The organism is Pseudomonas sp. KH_040 (genome assembly GCF_057839305.1).
In genome coordinates this window covers 2,602,622-2,626,182 of sequence record NZ_CM174487.1, presented here as the reverse complement: position 1 = coordinate 2,626,182, position 23,561 = coordinate 2,602,622, and the positions used below count along the sequence as shown (strand labels likewise).

Below are 23,561 nucleotides of genomic sequence, written 5' to 3'. Positions count from 1 at the left end.
CGCCAACGCGCGGCGTTCGCCTGTGCGCTGACTCCTAGACAAGCATTCAGGATTCAAATGATGAAACAACTCACTTTGCTGGCGAGCCTGTGCGGCTGCCTGTCCGTTAACGTCTGGGCGCAATCCACCGTGGATCTGGCGCCAATCACCATCGATGGCGAGTCCGGCGCGGAACCGGGCCTGAGCCTCGACCAATCCAGCGGCATGGCCTCGCGCCTCGGCTTGAGCGTGCGCGAAACGCCGGCTTCGGTGGCCATCGCCAAGCGCAGCGACATCGAGCGTCATGGTTCACAGAACTTTCAGGACGCCGCCAACACCCTCCCCGGGGTTAACGCCAGCGCACCGCCGGGGTTCGGCGGGTTCGTCTCCTATCGCGGCTTCACCAGCAGCCAGATTACCCAGATGTTCAACGGCATCAACGTTTCCGGCGGCCTGGCGCGGCCAGTTGATTCATGGATCTACGACCGCGTGGAACTGGTCGGCGGCCCGTCATCGCTGATCAACGGCGCAGGCTCGGTCGGCGGTTCGTTGAACTACGTGACCAAACTGGCGACCCGCGATGAACAGGCCGTTGAAGGCCGGGTCAGCTACGGAACCTACGACACCACCGAAACCGCTTTCGGCCTCAATCATGCACTGACCGAGCCGAGCGCCGACGTGCAGCACTACGCGCGACTCGACGTCAGCCACAACACCAGCAACGGCTACATCGACCGCCAGGAGCGCGATGCCTGGAGCGTGGCGTTCTCACTGCTCAGCGATCTCACGCCCGACCTGTCGCACACGTTGGCGCTGGAATATCAGGACGAACACGAAGACAGTCCGTACTGGGGCACGCCCGTACTCAATCCCAAGGCCGGCGAATTGAAGATCGACAAACACAATCGCTTCAACAACTACAACGTCGAGGACGGTCGCTACGAGCAGCGGACAATTTGGGTGCGCTCGATCATCGACTACCGGATCAACGACAGCACCACCCTGCGCAACACGCTGTATCACCTCGACAGCCAGCGCGATTACCGCAACCTCGAAACCTACCAGTACAACGCTGACAACACGGCGGTGAACCGTTCGACTGCCTATCAGGTACGCCATCAGGGCGAGCAGAACGGCAACCAGTTCGAACTGCGCCACGACAACATGCTGTTCGGTCTCGACACGACGTGGTCGGGGGGCTTCGAATACAAGGTCAACCAGACCACCAACTCGCCACTGAACGTCAAAGGCGCGAGCACGGTCGATCCGAACAACTATCGTCCGGGGCACTTCTACGACATTCCCGGCACCAACCCAAAACTGATCAGCGACAAAACCAACGAGGTCACCACCAAAGCATTGTTCGTGGAAAACCGTTTGGCGCTGACCGACAAACTGTCGCTGCTCACCGGCCTGCGTTATGACGACATTGACCTCGACGTGACCAACCATCGCACCGTGACCGCTGCCAATCCCAAGCACCTCAAACGCAGTTGGGAGCCAGTCACCGGCCGCGCCGGCCTGACCTACCAATTCATTCCATCGGCCAACGTCTACGTGCAATACAGCACCGCTGCCGAGCAGCCGAACGGTACGCAGGACTTCGACGTTTCGACCGGCAAACAGTGGGAGATTGGCAGCAAATTCGATTATCTGAATGGGCGTGGCTCGGCGACGATTGCCGCCTACACCATTGAGCGAAAGGACTTCGCGGTGACCGATCCGCTGGACCCGACCACCAGCATTCCGGTCGGCCAGCAAACGTCAAAAGGCATCGAAATCGCCAGTTCGCTGCGGATCACCGACAAGTTATTGGCCGAAGGTAACTTCGCATGGGTCGATGCGCAGTACGATGATTTCACCGAAAAGAATGCCGCCGGGGTGGTGGTGTCGCGCAAGGGCAACACGCCGACCAACGTGCCGGATCGAGTCGGTAATCTGTGGCTGACGTATGACTTTTCGCCGCAATGGCAAGGTGGGGTTGATGCACGATATGTGGCGTCGGTGTATGCGGACACGGCCAACACCATAACCGTGCCGTCGTACACCCTGTTTGGCAGCTTCCTCAGCTACAAGGTGGATTCGCACACCACCGTGACCGGTCGCGTGCGTAACCTGACCAATGAGGTCTATGCCGAATTTGCGCATGTTTCGCCGGCGTATTACCTGGGCACACCGCGCACCTTCGAACTGGCCGTGCAGACGAAGTTTTAAAAGCATCGCGGGCAAGCCCGCTCCCACAGTGTTTGGTGTCATACATAAAATTTGCATTCGACGACAATACCTGTGGGAGCGGGCTTGCCCGCGATGAGGCCGGGCGCTACAGCCTCTATTTCAAATCAGCCGAAACCTTCTCCGCCACATCCTTCGGCAACCAGGCCTGCCACACGTCCGGGTGCGCCTTCATGAATGCCACGGCCGCATCCCGCGGCGCGGTGTGCTTCTCGCTCATGTCCGCCAACGCCTTGTTCAACGGCTCAATCGGAAAGTCCACTTTGCTGAAGAACTCGGCAATCTGCGGATACTGCTTCTGAAACGGCGTAGACACACCGATCGATAGCTTCGACGCCAGCGAACGGGTCGGTTTTGGATTGGGATTATCAGCATCAGTCAGCGTCTTCCACGCCTCGGCATCAAACGGCGGCTCTTCCAACTGCACCAGTTTGAATTTGCCTAGCAGCGGCGTCGGTGACCAGTAGTAAAACAGCACCGGTTTGCCGCGACGAATCGAAGAGCTGATCTCGGCATCCAGCGCCGCGCCCGAACCACTGCGGAAATTGGTGTAATCGTCCTGCAACCCATAAGCCGTCAACTTCTGCTTGTTGACCACTTCCGAGGTCCAGCCGATCGGGCTGTTGAGGAAGCGCCCCTTGCCCGGGGTTTCCGGATCCTTGAACACGTCCTTGTACTTTTTCAGATCACTGACGCTGCGCAGCTCCGGTGCCAGCGGCTTGATGCCTTTGGCCGGATCGCCTTTGATCACGTACTCCGGCACCCACCAGCCCTCGGTAGCACCCTTGACGGTATCGCCCAGGCTGACGACTTTGCCTTCGGCCTCGGCCTTGACCCACACTGGACTGCGCCCGGCCCACTCCTCGCCAATGACCTGGATGTCATTGTTGGCCAGTGCGGTTTCCAGCGTGATGGTGGTGCCAGGCAAGGTGTCGGTCGGCAAACCATAGCCCTTCTCGACGATGATCCGCAGGACATCGGTAATCAGGCTGCCACTTTCCCAGTTCAGGTCGGCAAAATGGATCGGCGCCTGGGCGGCCATCACCGATGGCGCTGATGTCAGCAAACCGAACGTGGCCACGCTGGCGGCCAATAACCGTCGAAATCCGTTCATGCATTGCACCTCGTGCTGTTCACAGCAATGGCAGGATGGCCTGACAGAAGACCGCAAGCCTCTGAATACTCAGTCAACTGACTGTAGCCGAGGTTCCTGCTTTTTCCGGGTCATGCTGCGGACGAGGTTATCAATCAGACTTTTCCTGCAAGCGTTGCAGCTCGCGTCTGACCATGCTGGCGTATTCCGCAGGGCGCAACTGGTAGATCTGCGCAGCCAGCCAATTCAGCCAGGCGCCTTGCAGCTCAGCCTTGGCGGCGAACAAACGCTGGGCTTCCTCGCGTGCAGTGTCGAGGTTCTGCGAATGGAAATCCGCGCGGCTCACTCGCTGGCCTTGAACGTCACCAGCTCGCCCTTGCGCCACTTGGCGGCTTTGGCGGTCACGGCTTTCAGCGTTTTGGTCAGGCCTTCCTGCAATTGCTGATGAGCGGCGAACACGGTCACCACGCTGTGGCCTTCCTTGAACAGGATCGCGTGCCCGTCAGCGGTCTCGACGAAAGCGTAATCGCCCAGTCCATAGACCGTGAGTTTGATTTCGCGAAAACGGATATCCATCTTGCCGCCTTCACGGCTGGGCAAGACCGATGCACTGAAATGATCGCCGACCTTGAGCTTGAGCCCCGGCTTGTCATCAACCACCAAGGCGCTTTCGGTGTCGATCTCGGCCACGTAAATGCCTTCGGCGTTCTGCTCGGTGATGTAAACAAAACGCGACTGGAACAGCTTGACCAGCTTTGCACGCAAATCACCCAACACGAACAAAGCATGCATATCGAGATTACTGACTGCCAAAGAAACATCCCCACATCTGAAAAAACCGCACACGGAAAACGCGCACGGCAAAAAAACGGCCAGGCCGATGTCACTGCCAAATAAATCAATAAAGCCCGAATCGAGCAGAGTGCTCATTCAACACGAGGCTGGTAAGACTACCGGATTGTCACTCGCGAAACTCATCCCGAAGTCGCCAAAGCTTGAAGGAAAAATCCTCACCGTTGGCAAGAGCAGTCTGACTACGAACTTTAGGGAAAATTCTCACGAAAAAAAGCACTTTTCCGACATATCGCTGGCGAAAAATTGCTTTAGATAAGCCCTGTCGCCAACGGGTACTGGCGATTCTAGAGCAGCGATGCTCATTCCGACTACCCGCAACGGCCTGTAAATATCGGCCAACTGATGAAAAGGACTTCATATGTGCACTCGGACTCACTTTGCCATGACCACAGACGCCCGGATCGAATCACCGCTGATCCTGCGTGCCACTGATATGAGCGACCATTGCCCACGTTTTCAAGTCGTACCGGCCGGCAACGCCTTCTTCCACATAAAGGAAACATCGACCGGCCGTGTAAGAGGTTTCCGTGAAGATCACAATGAAGCCTGCGCCCTCGCCCGCTCACTGGAATCAAAGATCGAACTCCTGGCGAGTGGCTGCCTCAGATAAAGAGAGCGTCGATTGTGCCGCCCCGGCGCAAATCAAAAAGGAGAACACGATGGATCTTGAAGGTTATAACTTGAAAACTCTGTTCGATCAGTTGGGTCTTCCTTCAGAAGGACCGGAGATCGACGATTTCATCGAAGCGCATTCTCTCGATGCTGACACCAAACTAGTCGATGCCCCTTTTTGGTCGGACTCTCAAAAGCAAACGCTGCAAGAGTGGATCGGCAAAGACGATGACAGGGCAATCGTCTTCGACGAACTGAACGTACGCCTTCACGACGGCAAGTAAACGCACTCAGTGCAGGCTGTCACCACACTCGGCTTGCAACTGCGCGAGCCATGCAGCCTTGCACTCCTCGGCCTCGTCGCGACTGGCAAACGCGGTGCCGCGACGCTCGCCATTGAGCAATACCACCCAGCAAATGCTGCGCCCCATTGCGCGCAGTCCGGCCGGTACGCCACTGCCGATCATCACCGCGACATCAACTCTGCACTGCATGCAGCCCTCCCGAAATCATTAGCAACCTAACTAAGTGGTCAGATTAATGGTTTCCTTCGAGCGGAAACAGCAAGCTCCGTGCACAGATTCATTGCATCAGAAGTAACAATCGCTCAACGCGGTTTTTCCGGCTTATAGCCCAGACGCAATCCACCCCAGTGCCGGCCCTTGATCATGATCGGCACCGACAAATCATGCATCAGCTCACCGGTGTCGCGGGTGTAAGTCTGCAACAACACCGGTTGTTGATGGCTGCCGCAGCGAATACCGGTGCGGTCAGCAAACTTGCGTTTGGTGCGATTGTTCACTGCGTCGACCTGCGCATCGCCGGTTAACGGCTGACTGAACAGCTGATTGTGCGTCGGCACATAACCCTGTTGCGTACAGGCAATGGCGAATACCAACCCCTCGTGACGCGGCAACAATGGCTCCTGAATCGCCGGCAGCACCTGATCGGTGTAGCGGTCGAAACGGGTTTGAAATTTCGCCGGTTGTGTATTCGGGATCGGCTGATACTGACGATCAAACAGGTCCTCAAGGCTGATCCGGCCCTGCTCGACATCCGCCTCGAAACGCGCAGCAATCTGGCTCGCGCCCTCGCGGGCCAGATCGTAAATGCGCTGGTGATAGTCATCCAGCCCGACTTCGGCCAGACGCTCGCTGATGGTTTCCGCCTGCCCTTCCATTTGCACTGCGGCTTCAGCGAGGCGGCGAGTCTGTTGATCGCTGATCGCCAAATCGCTGCGCATCTGTTCGATGGCCTTGAACAGGCTGTCGAGTTGCTCACGATTGGTTTCCGCGCCCTGAGCAATTTCACCGACCTGACTTTCCACCCCGGCTGCCAGTCGCGCGATGTTCTCCAGATGCTGACCGGTGTGCTCGACCTGCTCGACACCGGTCTGCAGATCACTCGACAGCTGGCGAATCTGCTCCACCACCTGCGCCGTGCGTTGTTGAATGTCAGCGACCATCTCACCCACTTCACCGGTGGCCGACGCCGTGCGCGCCGCCAGTCCACGAACCTCATCCGCCACCACGGCAAACCCGCGACCATGCTCACCGGCTCGCGCCGCTTCGATCGCCGCGTTCAATGCGAGCAGATTGGTCTGGCTGGCGATCGACTGAATCACCAGCGTCACGCGCTGAATATCATCGCTGCGCAGACTCAAGGCTTCGATCAGTTCACGGCTGGCATTGGCGCGCTGACTGAGTTGATGCATGCGCGCGATCGAATCCACCAGCTCGGTGCGCCCCGCTGCGCTGCTGTGATGCGCCTGACTGGCCGCCTCAAGCGCGGCACGGCTGAGTTGTGAAGTGGCGTATTCGGTGGCGATCATCACCTCGGCATTGCTGACGATCTGCGCCGCCGCATCGAGTTGCGATTCGAGTTTGCTCGCCAGTTCCTTGACCGAGAATGCCACGCCAGCCGCCGACAAAGCGTTATGACTGGTGGTGTAGGAAAGGTCGCGGGTCAGTTCGGACATTGCGCTACCAGTGTCGGCAGGCGGGACATCGGGGATGGCGCGAGAACGCAGGCGCGGCAGCCAGACGATCAGCACCGCCAACGGCATGCCAATGTACAGCGACCATCCACCCAGCGTCATGCCGGCCAGCAACAGCATCAGGGCGATGCTTTGCAGGGTCGGTGCGATCCAGCGGTTTTTCGGCAAAAGCACTGGTGCAGGCAAAGCCCCAACCAGAGATCCGTCTCTCGTCATATCAACACCCCACGCTTGTTCTCGTTATTGTGACTGCATTAAACGCCACTACAACGCCATTATCCATGGTCCGTTAGTCGTGGGGTCTGTGGCAGGTCAATGGAACGGCGCGGGCTTATTGCAGACGAGCAAAAACAAAGATCGCAGCCTTCAGCAACGCCCATGTAGGAGCTGCCGAAGGCTGCGATCTTTTCAAGGTGCCCTGTTGAAAGGGTCACCCCACAGAATCAGGCCTGACGCTGGTGCTTGTCGATCTGCTCATGACGCTCTTGAGCTTCGATGCAGTACTTGGTGGTCGGGCTGATCAGCAGGCGCTTCAGGCCAATGGCCTCGCCGCTGTCATCGCACCAGCCAAAACTGTCTTCCTTGATGCGCTCAAGGGCTTGTTCCAGTTGCGGCAGCATGCGCTGGTCGCGATCGATCGCGTTTACCAGCCAAGTGCGCTCTTCTTCAACCGAAGCCGCGTCTGCCGGGTCAGCCGGGGTGTCCAGGCTTTCGATGGCGATACGGTTTTGCTCAATGCGCTCGTGGGTTTCGACTTTCATGTTCTGCAGCAGCTCAGTGAAGAAAGCGTGCTGCTCTGCATTCATGTAGTCATCTGCCGGCATGGCCAGCAACTTGTCCTTTGTCATTGATATCTCTATAAAAAAACGTGCATTAAGGCGAATTAGGGAGCGTTTCGGCGAACCGCGAGCGGTCGGCGAAAAGGCATCGTTTATTGCAAATGCCACCCGGCACTCAATTTACGAGGGGCGGCAGTCTAAGGCCCGAATGAGGCCTCAGCAACTGTAAATACAGGGAATTTGTCCGACAACGTCCGGAAAGTGCTCTGACACAGCGTTTACACGGCCATCGGAGTGCGTTTATAGCAAGAAATTCAGTCGAGCGGCTGTATATAGAAGACAAACGGCTAACCAAGCAGCGCCCAGACGCAATTTTTTACCACGCACTGCATCGTTTCAGCAAAGCAGAACCGCAAAAGCCCCCCTAATATCAGGCCCACCGCGTGATCATTCAGCCTGAAGGAAGACCTATGCCCCGCCCCGATCTGCCGGCCACCGACGAGGTTTCACTCGCCAGCCCCCCGATCAATGCCGAGCGCCTGCTGCAACAGATCACCGACGAATACGACGCCCTGCCGCGCCAGCTCAAACGCATCGCCAGCTACATCAGCCAGCAGAGCGACCGGATCATGGTCGACCGCATCAGCGACATCGCCCGCGAGTGCGAAGTGCACCCGTCCGCCATCGTGCGCTTCTCGCAACGCTTCGGTTTTAGCGGCTTCAGCGAAATGCAGGCGCTGTTCCGCAGCGCCTACACCCACAAAGCCTCGCCGGTGCAAAACTACCAGCAACGCATCCGCAGCATGATCGCCAACCAGTCGCAGCAAGCCAGCGCCGGCGACCTCGCCCGCGAATGCATCGACGCCACCCGCTCCGGCATCGAACGCCTGGGCCGCGAACTCGACGACGCCGCGTTCGAAAAAGCCGTCGACCTGATCGTCAACGCCGACAACATTTACGTCGTCGGCGTGCGCCGCTCCTTCGCCGTCGCCGACTACCTCGTTTACAACTTGCAACACACTCAGAAGCGCATTCACCTGGTTTCGGGGCTAGGCGGTAGCTATCGCGAGCAAATGCGCAGCGTGCGTGCGAACGATCTGGTCATCGCCATCAGCTTCGTGCCCTACGCCAAGGAAACCCAGCACTGCCTGCGCTTCGCCCGCCAGCAACAGGCCAACACCCTGATCCTCACCGACAGCCACCTCTCACCACTGGCGAAACTCGCCGACAGCGTATTGCTGATAAACGAAGGCAGCGCCCTGGCCTTTCGTTCGCTGAGTGCGACGTTGTGTTTGTGTCAGGCCTTGTTTGTCGCGGTGGCGTATCGGCTGGAACTGAATGTTGATGAGATCCACGAACAGGCGGGGTTTGATGACTGACAACCCAATACAGCGACGACCTGCCCGAGCAGATCGACGCTGTGATTTGCTGCCACCTACTCGAGATTGACCTTGATGATCTGTTTCAACGGAAAGGTATCAATATTCGACGCTTCGACGACTTTGCGATCCTTGATCAACGTGTCGATATCAATGTTGATGCCCGAATAACCGATAGCCACCGGTGTATCGAAAACTTGACGCAACGTCAGACTCGTCGCGGAGGACTTCACCACTGAACCGGTCACACCCGGCATCGCAGGCGTTACGGACTCCACGCGTTTACGGATATCAGCGTTGACCTGTGCCAGTTCCGCCTCTTTCTGTTTAACAAGCGCCTGATTGGTCGCCGGCACGACGGCCGCTGGCTTGTCGGCAGCCGCCTTGGTATCGCCTGCCTTGGCCACTGCGGACTTCCCGTCTGCCGCGCCATCTCCCTTGGCAGTTGGCTTTAGCGCGCGAAGCTGGTTCTCAATAGCCGTTTTGCGCTCATCCAGATCTGTCAGTGCCCGTGTAACCGCAGCCAACTGCGCACCGTTGCTTTCGGTCGAGGAAACCACCACATCCAACGAGCGCGCCAGATAGACCTGGGTTACCAGTACAAGCACAGACGTCGTGTCATTCTTGTCGTTGACCTTCGCATCGTTTTTCAGCGAAACCACCGCATTTGTCAGCTTGTTGCGTTGAGCGTCGGTGTATTTGCTTAAATATTTGTCGGCCGCAAGATGGGCATCGCTATACAGCACCCCATATGTTTCCGCCAATGGCACCGAGTACGCCACCGAATATCCCGACTTGCGCGCGCCCCCAAAAAATGCGCCGATCGCGCTATTGCTGACCCCTAGCCCGATATCACTCTCAGCCAGTGAGGCGAAGGTGAAACCGGGAAAGGCCACCAGTGCATTCATTTTCACGTTGGTGTTCGGTACAAAAAGGTCCGGAACACTGGTCGCCGTCACAAGTCCGGATTTGTCCACCGGAGTTTTCTGCGCGGTGATGTAAGGCGCGGCCTTCTTCAGTTCCTCATCCAGCCTCATCCGATCAAACCAGACCGAACTCATGTAGTAATCAGCGGTTTTCATCTTGTTACCGGCCTTCGCGGCTCTTACCACATAAAAATCGCCTACTTCAAAGTTGCCACGCGGCGGAAATATCGGTTTGAAGTTCAACTGCTCCGTATTCGCCGACCACTGCTGCACGACCGCCCCGCGCTCCGGGCGGCTACTGCAAGCGACCAACCCAATACACAACGCACAAATCGTCAAACGATGAAAATTGTTCATGACATGCCCCTCGGACCCTTTTATGTGACCGACGGCGCGCACTCTTACTGCGCGCACGGCAGTGCCTCATCGCTCTAGGGTTGATGGACTGCAAGGGAGTAATACAAACGAGTACTGAATCAGAGGGCCTGAGCTCGCTTAACTTTTCCATCCCTGGACGGTGCTGGCACTTTGACTATAGATCCGCCAAAACACCTCGCAAGGTCAATGAAAGCCTTTATTTTCGGATGTTTCATCGATGTAACAGTTTCTGTTTCACGGCTATTACAGAAGGCCAAAACTTTTTTCCCGGTAGTCAACCAACAGCTTTTCCCGCTACATTCGATCCCCATCGTCAGGTCGTGATTTGCCAAAGGAGTTGCACATGAAACTGATCGGAATGCTCGACTCACCCTACGTGCGCCGCGTAGCCATCTCCGCCAAACGCCTTGGCATCGACCTCGAACACGAGTCAGTCTCGGTGTTCCGCCACTTCGAGCAATTCCAGCAGATCAACCCGGTGGTCAAAGCCCCCACGCTGCTCCTCGACGACGGCGTAGTCCTGATGGACTCGACCCTCATCCTCGACTACCTCGAAGCCAGTTCCGACAAAAGTCTGCTGCCGAGCGACCTGAAACAACGCGCCCACGCCCTGCGCCTGATCGGCCTCAGCCTCGCCGCCTGCGAAAAAGCCGTGCAGCTCTATTACGAACGCAACCTGCGCCCAGCCGACATTCAATACCAACCGTGGGTCGAACGCGTCGAAGGCCAACTCGCCGCCGCCTTCACCGCCCTCGAGCAAGAACTGGAAAAAACCGGCCTGCCCACCGACGGCACCCTCACCCAGGCCGGCATCAGCCTCGCCGTCGCCTGGAGCTTCACCGAGCTCGTCGTCCCCGACCAGATCGACACCCGCCGCTACCCCCACATCGCCCAATACACCGCCTACGCCGAAACCCTCGAAGCGTTCGTCAGCACCCCGATGACCTGACCATGAGCACCACCGACACCGCCGCCCCGGCGTTAAAGGAAATCTTCAACGCCGAGCGCTTGCAGCACATCGCCCGCGAAATGAGCGCCGTGTACCCGGCGTTCAAGGCCAAGGCGTTTATCAAACACGCCCAGGCCGGACTCGCTGAATTATCAGTGATGCAACGCATGGCGCGTGTCGGTGAAAGCCTGCACGCCGTATTGCCGCCGGATTACCAAGATTCCCTGGAAGTGCTTTTCGAACTCGCACCACGGCTGAACAGCGGATTCGTCAGCATGTGCCTGCCGCACTACGTCGCCAGCTACGGCGGGCACGCGTTCGACACCTCCATGGAAGCCCTGAAGTACTTCACCACCTTCGGCTCCTCCGAATTCGCCATCCGCCACTTTTTGCGCAGCGATCTGGAACGCTCGCTGGAACGGATGCACGACTGGACCCGCGACGAAAACCATCACGTTCGACGCCTCGCCAGCGAAGGCAGCCGCCCTCGCCTGCCTTGGTCGTTTCGGTTGGAAGCGGTTCAGGCCGATCCGCAGTTGGCCGCCGGGATACTCGATCGGTTGAAGGCGGATGAGAGTTTGTACGTGCGCAAGTCCGTGGCGAATCATTTGAATGATGTGACGAAGGTGCATCCGGAGTGGGTGTTGGACACGATTGAAGGTTGGTCGCTGGAGAACAAGCACACGGCTTGGATTGCGAAGCATGCGTTGCGGAGTTTGATTAAGCAGGGGGATTTGCGGGCGTTAACGGTAATTGGCGCCGGGGCGAAGGCTGAGGTTGAGTTGTTGGATGTGCGGGTTGAACCGGCGGTGGTGAGGTTGGGGGAAGCGATTACGTTGTCGTTTGTGGTGAAGTCAACCGTGGCGCATGAGCAGCGGTTGGTGATTGATTATGCGATTGACTATGTGAAGGCGAATGGCGGGGTTTCGGGGAAGGTTTTTAAGTTGAAGACGGTGGTTTTGGCGGGGTTTGGGAGTGTGGTTCTGGGGAGGCGGCAGGTGATTAAGGATTTTACGACGCGGAAGCATTTTGAGGGGCGGCATGGGGTGCGGGTAATGGTTAATGGGGAGGTGTTGGGTAGTGCTGCGTTTGACATTGTTGCTGGATGAGGCCGTGTTTGGATTCGTTGATCTGGCAATACTCGGGAGTTACGGATCGGGCTGCTTTCGGCCAGAAGCAGACGTCTATGAGGGGCCGCATCCGCCCCGAAACTGTCCTTTACGAAAGGCCGCTACCGGCCCGGAAACAATCCGATATTGAAGGCTGGCGAGGGATTGATACATGGCTTAGCCAGCGTTAATCTCAAATGGTCAAAGCTTACACTGTTCGCTTTGTGCACTCGACTCGCACAAGCTGTACCTTTACTCGCCAGCAAGCTGGATGTTTAACCGTAAATTGAGGAAGCTCATGGATAAGTTGCGAGTAGAAAGTAAAAGAATCACTTCGTATGGTTTGTTCCTTAAGGAACCCCAACGGCCTCCAAGCCGAGGCGGTAACACAGGCGCATTGCATTCCCACGTTTTGGAAATCGAGGGTGAAAAGTTTAGTTTCTTGGCGCTCGGCTCTCAACAGTGGGTATTTAAGTCGGATTCCGTCTCTTTTGAATTTAAAATAGAAAATGGATACAAAAACATAATCAAAGAAACCATTTTTACAATTGATCGTTATGGAAAAGTCGCGACTAGAGGAAATCGAGGCTTTAAGACGCAACTCCGCTCCGCACCTGCAAGGCTCCCTAGCAGCAAAAGGAAGCAAAGAGATTGATCCCTCACGCAATGCGCATTTTGGTTCTATTCGCAGGAGCGCTGTTTCACTTCCACCCTTAAACTAAACGCCACACAACGAATAAGGAAATTTATGAGCCGTCAACTATCGTTCGAGCGCAATATAAACAAAGTTTTAGCCTCCGCCGATTCTCTTGGAGTATGGATCGTTGCAGGCTGGACAGTTGGAATTCCAAAAGATACAGCAATACAGTACGTAAAAAACTATGACAGCAGCCCCGCTGAAGGTTTTTATAAACACGAGGGTGAGATAATACTTAGTCACGGGGCAGGTAAGATTTATCTTTCAGAACCCGAAGCAGATGCAATTATAGCGCTTATCAAAGCTGTTTATATGTAAAGTATCAAACACGGTTCCAATCGGCCCGACTTCCTCACTCGGACGTCCGTAAACTGCGTTCGCGGTCGTCCCTTCACTTCCCTGTTAAAGCAGCCTTTATCGGCTAAAAGAGGTAGTTAGGATTTTAATCCAAAACACTAGACAAGACCTCTATTCTTATTATTTTTTAGTCACGAGACATCCTCTTCCAATGTAAATTCAAGAGAGCTGCCGTGATGTGGAATTTTACCCGTGTTTTTTCGTAAGCCCATTCCCATGATCGAAGTGATAGTGTTCACTTTGTATTTTTCATCTGAGCTTGTCTAGAGAGTAATGAACTATTCGATGGGCGATCCGAAGCGAAAGCATTGAAGGCCACTTGTAACCTTATGGGACATCAAGCGATTTCGCTTTTTGCCAAATCTAAAGCCGACTTTAAATCAATAATTAATTATTCGGCCTCGTCTGATTCAAATCACGCTGAAAGATACCCGTCGCTACCTTTGTTTCTACATATTTCACCCCATGGAAATTCAGGATGTTTAGCATTCGAAAATGATGTTGTAGAATGGGACGAACTTATAGAACACTTACTGCCCCTGCTCGGAAAATCTAGTTATGAAGGAAAGCTTGCTCTTTCCATATCCGTTTGTGGGTCAGGTGATAACTCTCTTTCGATTCATGCAAGGCATGCATTAGGGCGATCAGCCAAAGTTAAGATGCCTTCCTATATATTTTCAATTCTAGGAGATACTGTGCACTGGGATGATGCCCTTATTGGCTGGAGCCTTCTCTATCATAAAATTTCACAAGCTGGTATAAATAATCGCGACGGTATCATTGATGCCATAGAAAAATTCAAGCCTGCACTAACGTAAAATTTTCCTACCGGCGTTAGTGTGAGAATAAAGAGAAATTCTTCCGTGGACTTCCAAAAAATGGTGGCTGACATGGTCAGCTGACGACCCCAAGCGTACTATGTAAAGAAAAGGTGGCAGATTAATTTTCTTCTGGGAAAATAAATCTGTTCCCTTTCCTTATAGACCAACTCCTCGGCCATGCCGCTTGGCGGGACGGGAAAACCGCAATATTGATCTTCAATCGCGGCACCGATACCACGACAGTTATGAATGGCATAGACATCCAGGTAAGGGGTCACCCCAATTTTAAGCGTGCCGAGAACTGGCCTCATGAGAGCGGCTTTCGCTATATGCTACGCGCGAACGATGATGCAGGCCGCGAGTTGATCCTGACAGTACTGGTTTTCCACGTTCCAGATTAATCCAAAATAGATATAGTGGTCCCGCTCCACAGCGGGAAGAAGGGACCGATTTATCTTTGATCTTTCTGACCGGCCGATGCTTTTCTACACCTGCAGTTAAGGGTCGGTAGCCGCCCTTGGGGTGCGGCCGCTTATTGCTGGATACAGCCTCTCGCCACTGGCAGCTTTGGCTCGGTAGCTGCAGTTCGCGAGTAACCGCTATCGTCCCTCGCTGACTATGGTAAAGGGCTAGTAGTCACTAGAAACCGGTCGGCATCAGCATAGATAGTGTCGGACTTTGAGTTTGATCCCCGCGCTCTGTACCTAATAAAATTACACTGGCACCGGCGGCTCGCATTTCTGCCGGGTGACTCTAGCGGCACCGCGGATGACGACGAGCTTCACTTTCGATAGACACGCTTCGTTTGAATCGGTAGTCTTTAATTTAAGACCGTCCACAAAGTGGCAAAGAATTGAAGCCACACACGCGACCTATGCTTCTTTTATAAGCTCTTCAGAGCGCTGAAACCTTTATACAAAATAAGCGCAGCGAGAAAAATTTGAGCCTACACTATAAACTTGGAAAGCGTGCGCCTCAGGCGCATTTTTAATAGTTAGCACTTAGAGACTTTATTGAAATGGATAGACTAATCCCTCATCAGGCAACTCATCGGACCAGCGATCTCACTTCTGAAAACTCATCACATGATGCCAAAACGCAAACCGCCAGATGGTTTGCCGAAATGATGATTAAGGAATTTTTCTCGGAAGAATTGGAACTTTCTGAAGGAGACTATAAAAAGTTCTCCATTGGGGATTTAACATCCAGCCTGAATGGCAAGGTTGACCAAAAACTCATTAGCACCTTGAACACGATCAAAGATCTTGGCGACAAGGCGTCTCATTATAATCCTGACGTTAAACTATCAGAGTCCGACTCAGAAAAAGCAGTACAGGCAGCATTCGATCTATTTCCGTTTATAATAATTAACCACCTCAAAAATAACCCGCTAAATTCACACCCAGACAGAGCAACTCTGCTAAGCACCACCTTTCCAAAAATACGGATAAAAATCATCGAAGAATTTATTGACTTTAATAAAATCGATAGCGAATATCAAGCAGGATTGCTTCACAAATGGTGCTTGGCATGTGTGAAAAGTGGAGGCAGGGAAAAAGTGAGACGAAAACTCCATAACCTTTTGAAGAAAGGAAAAATATCGGAATCAACTTTTGACTTCGAAACAAAATCAACTAACGAAATTGCACGTAGAATGTCAAATGGGGAGCTTCCTATTCCAAGGTCGCACGAAGATTTTGCAAGAAACCTTAATGACGTGCTCTCCAAGCTTTCCCCAGAAAGCAAAAATAGCAATGAAAAACTAATTAGCATTCTTGAAAGAATGGTCGAAAAAATTCAACCTAGTGAATTTGGAACACTTAAAGGAATGCAGATATTTGTGGTGTAATTTACACCTTATTCTTGACGAGTTCCGGATCTGTGCAAAAAACTGCGCAGATCAGTGATATCGAGCATCTCTGAAAACACCCTTCGCATCTACCAATCCAATAGCCTTCAAGGGGCAGCTAATAGCTCATCCATTTGGAATTACAGCGTTGGAGAAAACTTTAGCTGCCGCTCTCTCGGTATCCAGAAATCGCTGTGCGATTTCGTGATTGTTAAACCTGTTTATAATTTAGTTCAAATGATACTTTTAGTTATTTAAATGGTAGCGATTGTTCGCCCGCATAACACCACCGGTAGTTTGACACCACTCATCGACTCAGTTCACTGACTGTTCCCGGAAAATTCGTTGAAACCAGAATTGACGTGGTAGTTGTCAAAGATGATTACTAAAAACAACGCCACTAAAAGACAGGCGAGTGAAGTGTCTCATGCCTGCGTCTACCAACTCCCGTACGGTATGCCAAATTTGTCGATATACCGCTTGGACTTTTCGCTGACGGGATACGCATAGCGCCCTTGGTTCTTACCTTGACTAGGACCTAGTGGCTCAATCTCGGCCTGTGCTCTGGCGATCTTGACCGGACGATGGCATGAGTCCCGAACAAAAACCTGTAAAACGCCCCCTGGAGCCAAACCCAAATAAATAGATGCGCTATAGCTGGCCTGTTCCTCCGGTGTTTCCGGGCAGCGCTGACAGACTGATTGCATCATCAGTTGCCTCGCCTCTTCAGGCACATCCAACCAAATCTGATAGGTCTGCGGCTCAACAATGGATTGCCAGCGCACGTAAATGCGTTTGGGCAAGCCAGCGCCAATCACTGGTGTCGCAGCCGCACCTACAGCATGCCAACCGCGCGCGGACTCTTTGCCGTTTTCTGGCTCCCCGCCAGCGGCCTTCCCTCCTCCTGTGCGCATGAATAGCTTGCCGTTTATGTCTTCAACGGCACTGTCCTCAACCCAAACCTTCATGTAATAGGGTTCGGTGAACGCAAGCTCCCACGACTCGGATTTCGGGTCGTTTTTTAGGGATAGATGATAGGAAGACTGGCAGCCGCTCAGGAACAACACGCACACCGCAACAATGCGTTGCTTCATTGGTTACCGTCTACCAACTCCCGTAAGGGATACCGAATTTTTCGATATATCGCTTGGACTTTTCACTGATGGGATATGCATATCGTCCCTGGGTTTTCCCCTGACTTGGTCCTAGCGGTTCGATTTCAGCTTGAGCATTAGCCACTTTGATTGGATGGTGGCAGGAGTCTCTAACCCAAACTTGTACGACACCTCCGGGAGCCAATCCCAGATAGACCGAAGATATGTAGGTAGCTTTTTGGTCTGGGGTTTTCGCACAGCGCTGGTTGACCGAGGTCAGCATCAATTGTCTGGCTTCTTCGGGTATGTCCACCCATGCACGATAGGTCTGAGGCTCTACGATGGACTGCCAGCGAACGAAAATTCGTTTTGGGAGATCGGCGCCAACCACCGCTTTTGCGGACGCGCCCACTCCGTCCCATCCTCGGGCCGACTCAGTACCATCCTCTGGGTACCCGCCCGATGCTGAACCGCCACCCGTGCGCAGAAACGTCTTGCCCTTTATGTCTTCCACTGCAGTGTCTTCAACCCAGACCTTCATGTAGTTGGGTTCAGTAAAACCGAGTTCCCACCATGGGGATTTAGGGTCGTTTTTTGCTGAAAGCGGATCGGCTTCACAACCGACCACAAACAGCATGCACAGCAGTGCTGTAAATAACTTCATTACCAAAGCGTCCAGTCAGGTACGTGTGGGTGCTTTACTCGGATTGCATCTTCCGTGGGGGCGTTGATGTAAACAGCTCTGATGCCACTTCCATCTCTCCTGCCAAGCGGATGGTTCCAATTGGCGGACGTGTGAATGTACTTGAGTTTGAGCATTTGCTCCTCCTCTGGCGTGGTGCTGTAGTCGCCGGAGACAAAACGATCACACATGGGCTGAAGTTCTTCAGGAACGGCGAAGTCTGGCGTCTCGGGAATGTCTTCGAAGCGAACGCCTTTGGCTTTGGCGAGTTGATGCATCACGCGCAGGCTCACTCTCGACAGTAACCCACTCACCGGACGCTTGAGTTGAACGGCGGTGTAGACTCGTTTGACTCGAGGACTCAGTCGATCCTGAGGACTGACCGGCATCAGTAATGGAGGGGGAGTAACGACTTCCAGCATTTCGGAAGGCCAGCCGTTGGCTAACCACTGATTTCTCACATTGACCGCATCCTGGTAGATCGATGTGGTGGTGACATCCACATAGTTGCCGACTTCTAGCGTTTGCATTGGGCTAATGAGCACGCATTCTTCAGCGTCCTCAAGGTAACCTCCACCCACATCGGAATGCACACCCGGCAAGACAATTTCCGGATGATCCATCGCTACGCGATTGAGAGCAAAGTTAGCCCTGCACTCATCCCGCGCCGCCAACTGCACAACGTCGGTGAAGTAACGTCGGTCGAGGTAGAGTTTGATCCCTGTTGCGACTGCACTTTTGATATTGCCCAAATTGGACCATCCAGCAATCGACGGCACAGTGTCGAACAAACCAATGAAGCCCACATTGATGTCGCCGTTGTATTGATCGACAAAGGTCGGACTGAGGACATCTGATTTGCTACGAAGAATCTCGCCTAAAGGGCCTTGTTTGCCACGCACGATCTCATTGGCGAAATGTCTGGCGGCTGCTGCACCGCGACTGAAGCCAAACGTGTCGAAGGTCAACGAAGCAATTTCACTATCGGGATTTTTATCCAATACCTCAGTGATACGCTGTTCGATCAAAGTGAAAGAAGATTGGACGCGCCCGGCAACACCGGTTTCGCCACGTCCTGTACCGGCGCCGAATTTACTGTCTTCTTCACCTGAACGGGTACCTATGCCTTGGACGTAGACCATACCGAAAGCTTTCTTTCGTGGTCCCTCTCCCTCAGCGAGTCGCGGTGCCTCATACAGTTCGCTCAGCTTTTTCACGTTGCTGATGTCGTTAGCGTAACTGCTGTCCGGATCCCTCATGTAGGGCTGACAACTAGCAGGAATATCTTCCGGCGCAATCGGATGCTGCGCCCCACACAGCAATCCAGCCGCCGTGTTATTCGCATTGTTCCCAGTGCCATCAAAGAAAACCCCAATCCTCAACGCGATCCCGATTTTCTCAGGTTCGCGCGCAGGTTCTTTCCCGTGCTTCTCATATTCCGCCCAACGCTGGGCGTGAATATCGACGGGTTTGGCTTCTTCGTAGCGATAGTTTTTCGGGGGGTTGGGTACGTAGCCACTCATCCATGTTTCCTGGTTCTGATCCTTGAGAACGGCCCGAAGGTTGACAGCCGAGGCTGGGGGGCGCAAGCCGTGGCCGTTTGCCAGCCGGGGTGTTACCGCAGGGTTCGACGAGGGTTTCCCCTCGTCGGGGTGGGGGTTAGCTGGCGATTTCGACGTTATCCAGCGCTTGGTTGACGGCGATTTCGCCGAGCATCACAACTTGGGCGATGCCCAGTGCGGTTTTGCGATGGGAGGTGTCGAGCATGGCGGCGAAGTTGAGGAGCATTTCGCTGGCGGAGCCGAGGGTTTCGCTGGCGTTGGCGAGCAGGGATTCGCTGTTGTACTTCGGGTTGGCGAGGTACATGCGTTCGGGTTGTTGGGTGCTGGCCATGATTTGGCTGGCAGGTTTGAGGTAGTGGTCGAGGGCGCGTTCGGCGGCTTCGTGGAATCGCTTGGAGTCGGGGGATTCGTAGGGGGATGTGGGGTCGGTTTCGGGTGGGTTGGGTGTTGGTTTGATCATGGTGAAACTCCTAGTTAGTAAAAAGGAGCCTTCACATTCGCTACCAAACGAAGGTGGCGGCCATACGCGGGTTGGTAGACCGGTAACTAGGACCCGGCACACCCGAAGGTGTCCTGCGCATGGCCACCATTGAGCAGAGACCTGATGAGGTCTGCGAACGGTTCGCGATGCGACTAGTTATGGCGGGCTACCAAACCCGATCACTGTTTTTCAGCGACCGACAGACGATAGAACCCGCGACCTAGACGCACAAGCCGGCGGATTCTGGCTTAGTCGTAGGTAACGGCGCAAGGCGTTGTAGGGTTTCGGTGGTTACTTGAGGCTTGGTTTAAACAGTGGTGGTTTTACTGTTTATTTCGGTCAGTGGTTGATGGGGTGGCTGGGTGGGCGTCTTCGCGAGCAGGCTCGCTCCCACAGGGGATTTGTGGTGGGTTTGGGGTTTGCGGTGACTGGGCTGGCGTCATCGCGAGCAGGCTCACTCCTACAGGGGGATTGTGTTCACTTGAGGTCGAGTTGGCTGTCGGGGATTGTGCCGGAGAAAGTGGGTTCTACCGGGCCGCTCAGGGTTACGGAGCCTGAGCCATTCCAGTGGACGGTGACGGGGCCGCCGTCGCATTCGACGGTGACGGTGTGGTCGAGCAGGCCTCGGCGGATGCCGTTGACGGCCGCGCCACATGAGCATGAGCCGGAGCCGAGCGGGATGGCGCCGTTGCGTTCCCAGATGCGCAGGCGGATGTGTTGGCGGTCGATGATCTGCACGAAGTGGACGTTGGTTTTGTGTGGAAACAATGGGTGGGTTTCTAGGCTTGGGCCGAGGGCGGCGATATCGACGGAACTGAGGTCGTCGACGAAATAGGTGCAGTGCGGATTGCCCATATTGCACGCGGTTGGAGCGCCGGCGAGCGGTAGAAATAGCGTGTCGTATTCTTGCGCCAGAGGGATGTCTTGCCAGTCGAACAACGGTTCGCCCATGTCGACGGCGATCAATCCGCTGGGCATGCGTTCGCAGGTGAGCAAGCCACGGTTTGTGCGCAGGGTGATCGATGTTCGGCTGGCTTCGCGCATCAACCTGTCCGCCACGCCACGGGTGGCGCTGCCGCACACGTCAAGCGCTGAGCCGTCGGCGTTCGAGAACTCCACGCGCGCATCGGCGTCCTCGCAATCGAGGACCACGGCGAGTTGGTTGAAACCGATGCCGCGATGACGATCACCCAGGCTCCGGGCGAGTTGGCCGGTGACGGGGTTGGCAATGTTACGTGAGTCGATCACGACGAAGTCATCGCCGTTGGCGTGCATCTTATGGAAGGTGAGTGGCATGCGCTGCGCCTCTGGTGCGCGTCATGTTGATCAGCGCTGAGCGCCCACCATTTGGCGCCGGGCGTTCTTCGATGGAGAACGGCACGAAGCCAAGTTTCGGGTAGAGCAGCAGGCCGGCGGTGTTTTCGTTAAAGCAGGACAGTTGCACTTCCTTGGCCTGGTATTTTTCGAAACCCAGCGCGGTCATGGTTTCGACGATGTACCGCGCCACACCTTGGCCTCGGGCGTATGGCGCGACGATGACGTTGCCGATGCAGCAGATGCCGTCGTGCTCAGCGCGGTAGAAGTTGGCGAAGCCGACGAACTCGCCGTTGGCCAGAAAAGCCGTGGAGTCGAAGCGTTGGCTGATTGCGCTGCGCATCTGCTCTTCCGTCAGCGGGAAGTTGGCTTTCGGGAACATGAAGAACAGCTCTTGTTCGCCTTGGGGAAAGCCGCAGAGGGTGTTGACGTCGTCGGCCGTCACTGGTCGGTGGGAGAAATTCATCGCTGCCCTGCCCTCACTTTTTACCCGCCAGATGATGCGCAACCAAGGCGTTGGCATGACCGTGGCCCATGCCGTGTTCTTCCTTGAGCCATGCCACCAGTTCCATGTGTTTCTTGTCGCTGATGCCGGCGAGCAGGTTTAGCCAGTGATCGATGGGCTGGCCGTATTTTTTCTCGATGGAGGGGAAGTACGACACCGGGCCTTTTACCTTGTTGTCTTCGCTCATGCTGCAAGCTCCCTGTGGTCACGACGGAGGGTCGGCGGACGCTCCTTGTCGGCAGGTCATAGAGTGGACGCGAGAGACTGTTCCGGCAAGTGGCCCGGCCCGGCCCGGCCAGTTCACTTCACTCCGACCTTGACCGGAAACTCTGATGACCAGGACTCCTGCCCAGCCTTCAAAATCGGCTGCGCCGGGTAACGGTATTCGCTGAGGGCCTTGACCACCGCTTGGTCCACGTCGTTGTTGCCGGAGCTTTCGACCAAGGTGATGTGCGGCACCAGCGAACCGGGTTTGCCTTTCGCCTCCAGCGTGACGGGTTTACTCGCGGTGCCGGGTTTGATCTGTCTGTTCAACAGCAACTCGGTATCGTGTATCGCTGCTGCGAGGCTGTTGCCGACGCCGTCGTACCATTTTTCGTTGTAGCGCTGTGTCTGCTCTGTGGTCAGCGTCAACACCTGGGCGCGGACCCGCTGCACGCCGGCCCATGCCTCGTCATCGATGCGCTGAGTGGCATTGAGGTAATGCGTCAGCGCCCCGGACAGATCCTGTGGGCCGCCTCGCCCTGCTTCCATCAACCGTGCCAGCGCGAACTCGCTGTAGACGCTCTGACGATGCGCGAGCGCCAATTGATAAAGTCGTCGCGCTTCGACAGCATCGGGCGCCTGACCGCTGCCCTCATCGGCCATGCGCGCCAGTTGCTCATACCCGGCGCCATCCACGACAGCGACAGACTCATACAGGGCCCGGGCCTTGCGCACATCTGGTGATAAGCCGCCACGACCGAACTCATACAACACGCCAAGCGCAATCTTGCACTTAACGTTGCCGTTGCTGCTGGCTTCGCGAACATAGTCGAGGTGTTCGGTGGAAAGGTCTTTCACACTCGAGAACACCATGCAGCGGGTGCCGGTGAGGTTTTCTTCCTGAGGATTGGGTGGAGTGCTCTTGCAGCCTGCAACGAGGGCACTAAGCGCCAGTACAGCAACTACCTTGTTCATGAATGGCATCCGTTGAAATCGTGCAGATTTCATCGGCAGGCAGGCGCAAAACCTGAAGTGTCGGTTACTCGAAAACACCAGAAAAACATGTGGGAGCGAGCCTGCTCGCTCCCACAGGGGTTGTAGTCGATCAGGGTTATTCGGTGCGGCCCGGCAGCATCCGCACCAGCGTGTTATCCCGCACCCAATAATGGTGAAACAACCCCGCCGCTGCGTGCAGCCCAATCAGCCAGTAGCCGGTGCTGCCGATCAGTTCATGCCAGTACTTCAGTTGTTTGCCGAAGTCCGGGTCGATGGCCACGGGTGCCGGGACGTGGAAGCCGAAGTACGGGAACGGTTTGTCGGCGGCGGCGAGCATCAGCCAGGCGAGGATCGGTGTGGCGATCATCAGGCCGTACAGCGCCAGGTGTGTCAGGTGCGCGATGCCGGTCTGCCACGCCGGTGGTTTGGGCGTGATCGGCGGGCGTGGGCTGAGGCGGCCGAGCAGGCGGAGCCAGACCAGAGCGAAGATGCTCGCGCCGAACAGGCCGTGGAAGCCCATCAGCAAGCCGCGTGCCTCGCTGCCCTTGGGCAGGTAGCCCTTGATTTCGACGCATGCGTAAACGCCGACAAACAGCGCCAGCATCAGCCAGTGCAGGGTGATTGAGAGTTTTCCATAACGGGTTACGGCGGTGTCGCGGGTCATAAGCTGCGCCTCGTGATTGTCGTGAGTGACGGCCGATTCGTTCGACCG

At 55.3% G+C, this 23,561-nt stretch carries 26 protein-coding genes; 10 read left to right on the top strand and 16 right to left on the bottom strand.

All coding sequences use genetic code 11. The features are described 5' to 3' along the window. Positions 1-60 precede the first annotated feature (60 nt). Positions 61-2,193 carry a TonB-dependent receptor gene (locus AC3IUF_RS11840; protein WP_489281088.1) on the top strand — a complete coding sequence of 711 codons (2,133 nt, stop codon included), beginning with the start codon at positions 61-63 and terminating at the stop codon, positions 2,191-2,193. 115 nt (positions 2,194-2,308) lie between these two features. On the opposite strand, the gene AC3IUF_RS11835 is transcribed toward AC3IUF_RS11840, so the two are convergent. From AC3IUF_RS11835 to AC3IUF_RS11825, 3 genes are all read right to left on the bottom strand, one after another. Further along, positions 2,309-3,325: an ABC transporter substrate-binding protein gene (locus tag AC3IUF_RS11835; RefSeq protein WP_007910744.1), complete on the bottom strand. Its 1,017-nt coding sequence runs from the start codon at positions 3,323-3,325 to the stop codon at positions 2,309-2,311. A 130-nt stretch (positions 3,326-3,455) separates the two neighbouring features. Continuing rightward, complete coding sequence (locus AC3IUF_RS11830; RefSeq protein ID WP_007910742.1) at positions 3,456-3,650, bottom strand: hypothetical protein; 195 nt, start codon at positions 3,648-3,650, stop codon at positions 3,456-3,458. After that, complete coding sequence (locus AC3IUF_RS11825) at positions 3,647-4,117, bottom strand: hypothetical protein (RefSeq protein ID WP_038366424.1); 471 nt, start codon at positions 4,115-4,117, stop codon at positions 3,647-3,649. Before AC3IUF_RS11825 ends, AC3IUF_RS11830 begins: the two co-directional genes overlap by 4 nt. A gap of 400 nt (positions 4,118-4,517) precedes the next feature. Between AC3IUF_RS11825 and AC3IUF_RS11820 the strand changes: the two genes are divergently transcribed. Beyond that, entirely contained in the window at positions 4,518-4,769 is a 252-nt protein-coding gene (locus tag AC3IUF_RS11820; protein WP_095111515.1) for a hypothetical protein, read from the top strand. 49 nt (positions 4,770-4,818) lie between these two features. Then, positions 4,819-5,055, top strand: a complete 237-nt coding sequence (locus AC3IUF_RS11815) for a DUF2789 family protein (RefSeq protein ID WP_123374945.1) — start codon at positions 4,819-4,821, stop codon at positions 5,053-5,055. A 6-nt stretch (positions 5,056-5,061) separates the two neighbouring features. Here AC3IUF_RS11815 and AC3IUF_RS11810 read toward each other — a convergent pair whose 3' ends face one another. From AC3IUF_RS11810 to AC3IUF_RS11800, 3 genes are all read right to left on the bottom strand, one after another. Continuing rightward, a complete protein-coding gene (locus tag AC3IUF_RS11810) occupies positions 5,062-5,265 on the bottom strand; it encodes a hypothetical protein (RefSeq protein ID WP_123374944.1) in 204 nt (67 codons plus the stop codon). Positions 5,266-5,378: 113 nt separating this feature from the next. Then, positions 5,379-6,602: a methyl-accepting chemotaxis protein gene (locus AC3IUF_RS11805; RefSeq protein WP_489281626.1), complete on the bottom strand. Its 1,224-nt coding sequence runs from the start codon at positions 6,600-6,602 to the stop codon at positions 5,379-5,381. A gap of 608 nt (positions 6,603-7,210) precedes the next feature. Then, complete coding sequence (locus AC3IUF_RS11800; RefSeq protein ID WP_003225981.1) at positions 7,211-7,615, bottom strand: TraR/DksA family transcriptional regulator; 405 nt, start codon at positions 7,613-7,615, stop codon at positions 7,211-7,213. A 401-nt stretch (positions 7,616-8,016) separates the two neighbouring features. On the opposite strand from AC3IUF_RS11800, the gene AC3IUF_RS11795 reads away from it, so the two are divergent. Beyond that, positions 8,017-8,925, top strand: coding sequence for a MurR/RpiR family transcriptional regulator (locus AC3IUF_RS11795; RefSeq protein WP_489281087.1), 909 nt, complete (start codon positions 8,017-8,019; stop codon positions 8,923-8,925). 56 nt (positions 8,926-8,981) lie between these two features. On the opposite strand, the gene AC3IUF_RS11790 is transcribed toward AC3IUF_RS11795, so the two are convergent. Beyond that, positions 8,982-10,208 carry a hypothetical protein gene (locus tag AC3IUF_RS11790; RefSeq protein WP_095111518.1) on the bottom strand — a complete coding sequence of 409 codons (1,227 nt, stop codon included), beginning with the start codon at positions 10,206-10,208 and terminating at the stop codon, positions 8,982-8,984. 364 nt (positions 10,209-10,572) lie between these two features. On the opposite strand from AC3IUF_RS11790, the gene AC3IUF_RS11785 reads away from it, so the two are divergent. The 6 genes from AC3IUF_RS11785 to AC3IUF_RS11760 all read left to right on the top strand — a co-directional run bounded on the left by AC3IUF_RS11785 (position 10,573) and on the right by AC3IUF_RS11760 (position 16,011). Next, complete coding sequence (locus AC3IUF_RS11785; RefSeq protein WP_489281086.1) at positions 10,573-11,178, top strand: glutathione S-transferase; 606 nt, start codon at positions 10,573-10,575, stop codon at positions 11,176-11,178. 2 nt (positions 11,179-11,180) lie between these two features. Further along, positions 11,181-12,287: a DNA alkylation repair protein gene (locus tag AC3IUF_RS11780; RefSeq protein ID WP_489281085.1), complete on the top strand. Its 1,107-nt coding sequence runs from the start codon at positions 11,181-11,183 to the stop codon at positions 12,285-12,287. Positions 12,288-12,585: 298 nt separating this feature from the next. Next, on the top strand, positions 12,586-12,942 hold the full coding sequence (locus AC3IUF_RS11775; protein WP_489281084.1) for a hypothetical protein: 357 nt from the start codon (positions 12,586-12,588) through the stop codon (positions 12,940-12,942). A gap of 93 nt (positions 12,943-13,035) precedes the next feature. Continuing rightward, positions 13,036-13,302, top strand: a complete 267-nt coding sequence (locus tag AC3IUF_RS11770) for a hypothetical protein (protein WP_489281083.1) — start codon at positions 13,036-13,038, stop codon at positions 13,300-13,302. A gap of 368 nt (positions 13,303-13,670) precedes the next feature. Further along, positions 13,671-14,159 (top strand): hypothetical protein, encoded by a 489-nt coding sequence (locus AC3IUF_RS11765; RefSeq protein ID WP_489281082.1) that lies wholly within the window; start codon positions 13,671-13,673, stop codon positions 14,157-14,159. A 1,021-nt stretch (positions 14,160-15,180) separates the two neighbouring features. Next, on the top strand, positions 15,181-16,011 hold the full coding sequence (locus tag AC3IUF_RS11760) for a hypothetical protein (RefSeq protein WP_489281081.1): 831 nt from the start codon (positions 15,181-15,183) through the stop codon (positions 16,009-16,011). A 437-nt stretch (positions 16,012-16,448) separates the two neighbouring features. Here the strand turns inward: AC3IUF_RS11760 and AC3IUF_RS11755 are convergent, their stop codons facing one another. The 9 genes from AC3IUF_RS11755 to AC3IUF_RS11715 form a co-directional block, all read right to left on the bottom strand. After that, complete coding sequence (locus AC3IUF_RS11755) at positions 16,449-17,105, bottom strand: DUF2931 family protein (RefSeq protein WP_489281080.1); 657 nt, start codon at positions 17,103-17,105, stop codon at positions 16,449-16,451. A gap of 10 nt (positions 17,106-17,115) precedes the next feature. Next, positions 17,116-17,769: a DUF2931 family protein gene (locus tag AC3IUF_RS11750; RefSeq protein ID WP_489281079.1), complete on the bottom strand. Its 654-nt coding sequence runs from the start codon at positions 17,767-17,769 to the stop codon at positions 17,116-17,118. Further along, complete coding sequence (locus tag AC3IUF_RS11745) at positions 17,769-19,310, bottom strand: T6SS phospholipase effector Tle1-like catalytic domain-containing protein (protein ID WP_489281078.1); 1,542 nt, start codon at positions 19,308-19,310, stop codon at positions 17,769-17,771. The genes AC3IUF_RS11750 and AC3IUF_RS11745 overlap by 1 nt, the downstream gene beginning before the upstream one ends. A gap of 136 nt (positions 19,311-19,446) precedes the next feature. Further along, positions 19,447-19,809: a DUF6124 family protein gene (locus AC3IUF_RS11740; protein WP_095111527.1), complete on the bottom strand. Its 363-nt coding sequence runs from the start codon at positions 19,807-19,809 to the stop codon at positions 19,447-19,449. A gap of 498 nt (positions 19,810-20,307) precedes the next feature. After that, positions 20,308-21,126 (bottom strand): diaminopimelate epimerase, encoded by an 819-nt coding sequence (gene dapF / locus AC3IUF_RS11735; RefSeq protein ID WP_489281077.1) that lies wholly within the window; start codon positions 21,124-21,126, stop codon positions 20,308-20,310. After that, a complete protein-coding gene (locus tag AC3IUF_RS11730; protein ID WP_489281076.1) occupies positions 21,107-21,610 on the bottom strand; it encodes a GNAT family N-acetyltransferase in 504 nt (167 codons plus the stop codon). Before AC3IUF_RS11730 ends, dapF begins: the two co-directional genes overlap by 20 nt. Before the next feature lie 13 nt (positions 21,611-21,623). Beyond that, positions 21,624-21,836 (bottom strand): DUF4287 domain-containing protein, encoded by a 213-nt coding sequence (locus AC3IUF_RS11725; protein WP_489281075.1) that lies wholly within the window; start codon positions 21,834-21,836, stop codon positions 21,624-21,626. A 113-nt stretch (positions 21,837-21,949) separates the two neighbouring features. Further along, positions 21,950-22,828: a tetratricopeptide repeat protein gene (locus tag AC3IUF_RS11720; protein ID WP_489281074.1), complete on the bottom strand. Its 879-nt coding sequence runs from the start codon at positions 22,826-22,828 to the stop codon at positions 21,950-21,952. A 136-nt stretch (positions 22,829-22,964) separates the two neighbouring features. Beyond that, entirely contained in the window at positions 22,965-23,513 is a 549-nt protein-coding gene (locus tag AC3IUF_RS11715) for a cytochrome b (RefSeq protein ID WP_489281073.1), read from the bottom strand. Positions 23,514-23,561 lie beyond the last annotated feature (48 nt).